The sequence below is a fragment of the Flavobacterium soyangense genome, from assembly GCF_015277675.1.
Classification (GTDB): Bacteria; Bacteroidota; Bacteroidia; order Flavobacteriales; family Flavobacteriaceae; genus Flavobacterium; species Flavobacterium soyangense.
This window is the reverse complement of sequence record NZ_JADHEC010000061.1, coordinates 1-6,659: the sequence shown is the minus strand read 5'-3', so window position 1 is coordinate 6,659 and position 6,659 is coordinate 1. Positions and strand designations below refer to the sequence as shown.

General features: G+C 31.1%; 6 protein-coding genes and 1 tRNA gene. 4 read left to right on the top strand and 3 right to left on the bottom strand.

What is annotated here, in order from left to right; genetic code table 11:
- Nucleotides 1-345 precede the first annotated feature (345 nt).
- From IR213_RS15680 to IR213_RS15665, 4 genes are all read left to right on the top strand, one after another.
- Nucleotides 346-416 (top strand) — tRNA-Gln (locus IR213_RS15680).
- 660 nt (nt 417-1,076) lie between these two features.
- Nucleotides 1,077-1,583: a hypothetical protein gene (locus IR213_RS15675; protein WP_194313236.1), complete on the top strand. Its 507-nt coding sequence runs from the start codon at nt 1,077-1,079 to the stop codon at nt 1,581-1,583.
- A 4-nt stretch (nt 1,584-1,587) separates the two neighbouring features.
- Nucleotides 1,588-1,872, top strand: a complete 285-nt coding sequence (locus IR213_RS15670) for a hypothetical protein (protein ID WP_194313235.1) — start codon at nt 1,588-1,590, stop codon at nt 1,870-1,872.
- The gene (locus IR213_RS15665) at nt 1,862-2,020 is read left to right on the top strand and encodes a hypothetical protein (RefSeq protein ID WP_194313234.1); all 159 of its coding nucleotides are present in this window, start codon (nt 1,862-1,864) and stop codon (nt 2,018-2,020) included. The genes IR213_RS15670 and IR213_RS15665 overlap by 11 nt, the downstream gene beginning before the upstream one ends.
- A gap of 286 nt (nt 2,021-2,306) precedes the next feature.
- On the opposite strand, the gene IR213_RS15660 is transcribed toward IR213_RS15665, so the two are convergent.
- From IR213_RS15660 to IR213_RS15650, 3 genes are all read right to left on the bottom strand, one after another.
- Entirely contained in the window at nt 2,307-2,936 is a 630-nt protein-coding gene (locus IR213_RS15660) for a recombinase family protein (RefSeq protein WP_194313233.1), read from the bottom strand.
- 164 nt (nt 2,937-3,100) lie between these two features.
- Nucleotides 3,101-4,717 (bottom strand): DUF5131 family protein, encoded by a 1,617-nt coding sequence (locus IR213_RS15655; RefSeq protein ID WP_194313232.1) that lies wholly within the window; start codon nt 4,715-4,717, stop codon nt 3,101-3,103.
- Between the two features lie 3 nt (nt 4,718-4,720).
- Nucleotides 4,721-6,424: a type ISP restriction/modification enzyme gene (locus tag IR213_RS15650; protein ID WP_228479213.1), complete on the bottom strand. Its 1,704-nt coding sequence runs from the start codon at nt 6,422-6,424 to the stop codon at nt 4,721-4,723.
- Nucleotides 6,425-6,659 lie beyond the last annotated feature (235 nt).

Here is a 6,659-nt window from a genome sequence, read left to right as displayed (position 1 = left end):
TTATTATATTTGACATGGATATTGTTTGTTTTGCGACTTCAAGATACTGAATTTCAGTGTCTTGAGCAATATCTAATTAATATTTTTTACTTCAAATAATTACACCCAACGGGTTTATATACTAAGTATTTATTTTTTTCAAGCTACAAAGAAAATGTTTTTTTATGTAACGACACGAGCATTAACAATAATTTCTAAAAAACAAATGTGGTTCAACAGCAGTTTTGTTTTTTATCATTTTCGACTGTTAAATCTGTAATTAAAAGTTTTTTGATAAAAAGGGATTAAAAATTTGTAAAAATTAAAATTTGTATTAAATTTGCACTCGCTTAGCAGCAATGGAATTGGTCTATGGTGTAATGGTAACACAACTGTTTTTGGTGCAGTCTTTCAAGGTTCGAGTCCTTGTAGACCAACTGTTAGAATAAAAAAACCCTGTAAACATATACGTTTACAGGGTTTTCTTTTTTATCTCGTAGTAAAACACGTAGGAATTTTGCTTATGGTTTATTATGTATTCGACTTGACACTATGATATTTAATAAGTATAATTGTAATAATTCAGAGCGTACGTTTTTTGGGTACTTATAACGACAATACAATCTAATGAGGCTGACTTCAGTAGCAATCACATTTAAATACCCGATACAATACCATTTTTAAGGTGAATAAAGAAATCCTTAATTCAAGAGATGTAATGCAAATGCTTGCCATTTGTGAAAATACACTTCTTGAAATGGAAAGAGATGGAAGAATTGTAATTGATTTTCGTATCAGTAATCGTAAAAGGTATTACAAGAAAAACATTTTAGAATCTCTTTCAAAACTTTCAAATAACAAATACTAAAAATTTGTTTCTTCGAACCAATGGCAAACACGGTTATTTATTAACCGTGGGTGTGCCACTACCCAAACTTATGTAAAATTCTTTTCTTGAATTTTAAAGTTTTCAAAATAAATATTACTTCCGTGAGGCTTTTTATAAATGCCGTGATATTTAATATAAATAAGTAATCTATTTTAAAAGGACTTAACTACAGTGCCTAATAGATTAGTAGTATTAACAAGTGAACAAAATGATTCAAAATGAGTACAAAAATGTAAAAGAGGTTAGTCAACTTACATCACAATCAACAAGAAATGTAAGAAGAATAATCAAAAGATTAGAGGATGAAGTAGGGAAAGAGTTACTTCATCAAGACAATAATAATATGTGGATGATTCACAACTTGCTCTTGGGACGTTTTAAGCCCCAAAGAATAAGAACGGACAAATACTATGCTTTGAGCGTAGACCCTTGTTACAACTATTCAGAAAAGGAAATAGATGAGGTAATGAAGTTTGTTATGGAACAAATGTCTGATAAAACAACTGAAATTAACTATGTTATTGAGCAGAAAAAGGCTAATAACCAAAATCACATCCATTGCTATGTTAAGTGTAGTAATAAGAAGAAACTGATGCAGTGTATAAGATTAGGATTTTCACAGGTGAGTTATTGCCAAACTGGGATTTTTGATTTGGCTGGTTGGAAAAAATATATTACAAAAGACAATAACAACATTAAAACAATAAAAAATTAAGCAAATGTTTACAATAGAAGAAATATTGGAAAAAGGCATTACACTAGCACCATACAATTTTGAATTGTTTCATGCCTTTAATCCTAACTTAACAGTTGAAGTTTATAATTTCCTAAGAGGGAATGGTACAGAGTGGAAAATAATTTGTGGTTTCGGAGTGAGATTGAAATATAGTATGCACTCACTTGAAAGTAACAGAGATTTAACCTTAGCAAATTTGAAGGTGTATAGGAACAGGTTTATTCCAGATTACTATCTAAACCCCGAAAATTGGAATTATGGGAACTAATTTAGACGATAGGATTAGGATAAAGCAACTTCAAATTTCGGTTGAAGCTGACCATGACAAAAAAAATAATTTGCAAAAACAATTAAAAAAAATGCAATTGGAAAAAGAAATTGAACAAATTAGAAAAAAAATTGAGCAGTTAAGATGATGTCCCTCGAGAAAAAGTTAAGAATTGTAATTATCGTTACCGCATACAATAGGGGATTTTGATATTTAACAATTATTAGGAGTATGAATAGAAGCGTGAAATTTTTTTTTATAATTTTTTTAGAAATGTATTGTTCCTTTTGTACCTATAACGGTTCAGTAGTAGTTAGAGAGGTCTGCATTAAAAAAGAGTGTTTTTAATATGATAATCATCATTTTTAATAATGGTGTGTGTAAAGTGTTTCAATTAATTAACAAGGGTCGTGCATCGCACGATCCTTGTTAATTTATACTAATTCAGATTGTAAAATTTTTTTAATTTTTTGAATCGTTCCGCTAGATTTGCCTGTTAGTTTCATGGTGTTACGAACTGATTGACCTTGTTTCAAAAACTTAATAATATCAGCGTGCTCTTCTTTTAATTTTTTTTGGTCTTTAATAGAGCCTTCTTTTCTGCCAAGTTTACCACCATCCCGAATGTATTTGGCTCGACCAGAATTTAATCTTAAAGCTGTTTGAATAAGTTCCATTTTCGCAAATGAAGCACCAATTGTTAAAATTAGTTCGGTATTCAAATCAATTGATTTATCTTGATTAAGGGTGTTTAAATTCTTGTCGTCAATAATAATATTGATTTTGGCTTCATCGCAAATTTTCTTAAAATTTAGAAATCCGATTACAGTTCTTGATATTCTTGATAATTCTGTAACTAGAATATTTTGAATATTATTATTTATGGCAAATTTCAAGAATGTGTCATTTTCATTTTCATTCTTTGTGCCACTTTGATAATATTCAAATGTTTTAGTAATATCAAACCTATTTGAATATTTTGATGTTAAGTCTTGTGATTGACGGGTTACATCTTGACGATTTTCCGATGTTGAACAACGAGATATTATTATTGCTTTTTCCATAGAACAAAAATACCAGGTTTTTCTTACATATCAAAATAAATCAAAGAATATTTTTGATACGTTAAAATGTATCATTTTATGAGGTTAATAGATATATTTTGATACAGTTGAGGTTTTGATACAATTTTTACAAATTAAGGTTTGACCGAAATGTCAAAGGTTGTTTATTGATTCATATAATAAACTCCAATTCTGATTTTTTCGTTTTCTTTTAAAATATTCAATTTGTCATTTTCATTCAAAATCATTACCACATCAATATCGCCTGAAATTAATTTTTCTTGACCTTCATAAATATTTGAAAGAATTGTAATTTTTGGATTTGTAACCAAAATCAAATTGGGGTTTATTTTGGAAACTATATTTTCTTTTTTCTTTTTTATAGAAGCATGAGCAGAACCAATTGTGATATTTCCTTTTTTTAAATTCTCAATTACGGATTCTGATGCTTTAGCCATTACTTGAGAATATTTAACAACGGTAGTTCTGCCAACGTTAGCCAAATTAGCAATCTCTTGGTAGGTGTCTATTTTCGCAATTTCTCCAACAGATTTTATTTCAGTTGCTTTTTTTGAAAATGATTTTCCCGCTTTAGAGAGATTTTCTTTTGCAAGTTTATCAATAGTTGGTTTTGAAAGGTATGCTAAACTAATCTTTTCTGCTATTGATAAATTTCTTCTTTGTAACTGGTGGCTCACCATCCAAAGTTTTAATTCATCAAGACTGTTGAACGTTTCGTTCAATTCTTTTGTTGGGAATATTTTTAAATTAAGAGAAATTGCAGCTCTAAGTCTAGTATGACCCTCAATGACTAACTTTTGACCATTGGGGATTGTTATGTAAATAATAGGGTCATTAACGCCATTTTTCTTAATGTCTTCTTTTAAACTTTCAAACAAATCATTGTCAATAATCGGAAGGTAGGATTTTAATTCCCAGATTGTGTTCAAATCCTCAAACTCATCCATTATTAAATAATCTTTACCAAATAAATTTATCGTTGGCATTAAATCGTTAGTAATTGTTGGATTTGTCCAATATACTTTTCCGTCTAACTCACTTCCGCCTTTAGAATGATAGCGATGTAATTTGTTGATAGTTGGGTCGTGAGGATTAGGGTTGTTTCTAATTTTTCCCCATTGTTTAAAAAAGAAAGGAACGTTTTGTTCAAAGCATTTTTCCTTAACCTTGATTACCCAATCTCTTTCCATTGGTCTAACTGCATTAGAACCACTTTCACCGCCAACAATTACCCAATCAATTCCCGTTAAATCATAATCTTTAATTTCTTCTATTAGTGGTTCAACGGATAAGAATTTATACTTAGCACCACAATTCACCAATGATTTAATTCTCCTAGTTGCAATTTGTGTTCCAACTGAAACACCCATCCAAATATTATCAGTCCAATTCAGTTGGTCAGAATATTTTTCAAGAATATCATGTCGTTTAGTAAGTACTTGATAAGTATGTTGAGGTGTGTCATTCATCACTTCAAATACTTTTTTAATAAAATCTAATGAAATGTCTTTATGAAACATATCACTCATGGAGTTGACAAATACAGTACTAGGTTTTTTCCATGTGTAAGGTTCTTGCAATGTATAAGCATGCTCAACAATCACATCAAAACCCAATTTGTATTTTTCCAATTTTGGGTTGTGCATTTTTCGGAATGTTTCTTTTTCGGCATAACAAAAATCACATTCTTTGGAAATATGAGTGCACCCAGTGGTCGGATTCCAAGTTTTATTCGTCCATTCTATACTTGAAGATGCCATACTTTAGATTTCGATTTTATCAATTTCCTTCATTATCCTATCGGTTTCACTCATTGCCACAATAATTTTTTGGTAATGCAAAATATCTTCATAGCTTAGTTCTCTTTCCTTACGGTCTTTGAGCCATTTTTGAGCGGGTTGGTAGCCACCGATGTAAAAGTCCCAAGCCACTTCAGGAACGTTGGCGAAATATTGATTTTCATTGATGTACACATTACCATTTTTGTAGATGGGTTTGGTCACAATGTTGTCACCATCTTCGGGATATTGTGTGATGTAGTTGCTTACTGTTGGACTTTCTAGCAAGTGGATTTGGCGAAGTTCCCCGCCAAGCTTAACTAACTGCCAAAATTTCCCAGGATCCACCGGAGGTGGAATCCTTGGGAAATCTATCTTTAAAAACTCTTTATATTTTTCTCGATATGATGGTGAATGCAACACCGCATAGATATAATCTAACAAATCAATTGGGGCAAAGCTTTGTTTAAACTCTGGACGAACCTCATCATTATTGGCAAAACAAACGTCATTTTCTGTTTCTTTTTCGTTGGTGAAAGTTAATCCCAAACCTTCTTCAATTTGCTTTACAATGGTTGGGTTGAGGTTGGGTGTTCTAGGTGTGCTTATATCTAGTGTTTGTTGCCCATTATTTTCTGGATAAATATAAAGAGGGTGATTGTAAAAAGGGGCAAATGGTTGAGAGCTTTTTTCATTAATCAAAGTTGTCAAAAAACAAATGAAATGACTTCCCCCACCAAATTGCTTTGAAACAATCAACCCAACATTTTCTCCTTTTAGAAAATGTTGCATAACTTCATTTCTAGGGTATGAATGAAATCCTTTAGATTTTCCAGTATAATAAGTCCATTTGTATTCAAATGGTCGATAGTTAATTTTAATAAACTTTCCCTTGTCAGGATAATGTTTTTGTAAATCATTCAATGCAAAACTTACTTGCCAATCTCTTGAATCTTTTCCTAAATTAAATTTAGTTCTAGCTGTTTCAATATCTAAAGTTAAAAAATCTTCTATAGTTTTTTGAATTTCAATTTTTGAATTTTTTAAAGTGAAATTATCTCTCGCAGTAACTATTCCGATATTATTTAAGGGAAATAGTTCACTTACGTTAAACCCTTTTTCATATTTTTCTTTTTCATTAAAGTCTTTCAAAACTAAAAAGTAATTTGGCGAAGTGTACTCTAACTCATTCCAAGCAAAAGATTTCAAGGAATTCTCACTTAAAAAGTCATACTTAAATTCTCGTTTTCCTTGTAAATCGTAATGAAAAACTTTCGCTAATTCTTTTTCCTTTTTCACACCTGTTTTTACAAATATGTTAATGGAAACACCTTGCATAATATCGAATACGTTTTGGTCAGGAGAACCATCAGGGCACACTTCCTTTTTCTTGGCGTTGCCGTGTAAATCGAGAATGTAAATTTTATCGAAACTCTCTAACAAATGTTTTCGCATTTGACGGTGAATAATTCCATCAATAAAACTATTGTTTGAAATATAGGCTAAAACTCCTTCCCCATTTTTATCTATAAAATGTTGTCCAAATCGTATAAATTTGATGTAATCGTCTGAAAGAGGTTGAATGTTGCGTTCTTTCATATCTTTTTTATAATCGGCAGTCAATCCTTCAATCCATTTGCTTTTGTTGGTACTGCTCACACTATAAGGTGGGTTTCCAATAACCACCATTACGGGTGAATCTCGTTTTACTGCATTGGCTTGGTCGGCTTCGTCAGAGAGCCAAGAACTAAAAAGCGTTCCTGTGTCTGGATGTGCTTCTTCGAGTGAGTTGGTTAGAAAAATGCGAAAACGTCAGTTCGTCTAAAAACCCTCAAACGAACTCAATTTTGTTAATCAGGGCGTAAATATATGTGATTTAAACTACAATTAAAATTCTTTGTTGAAAAACGGATTGTTCATTCTT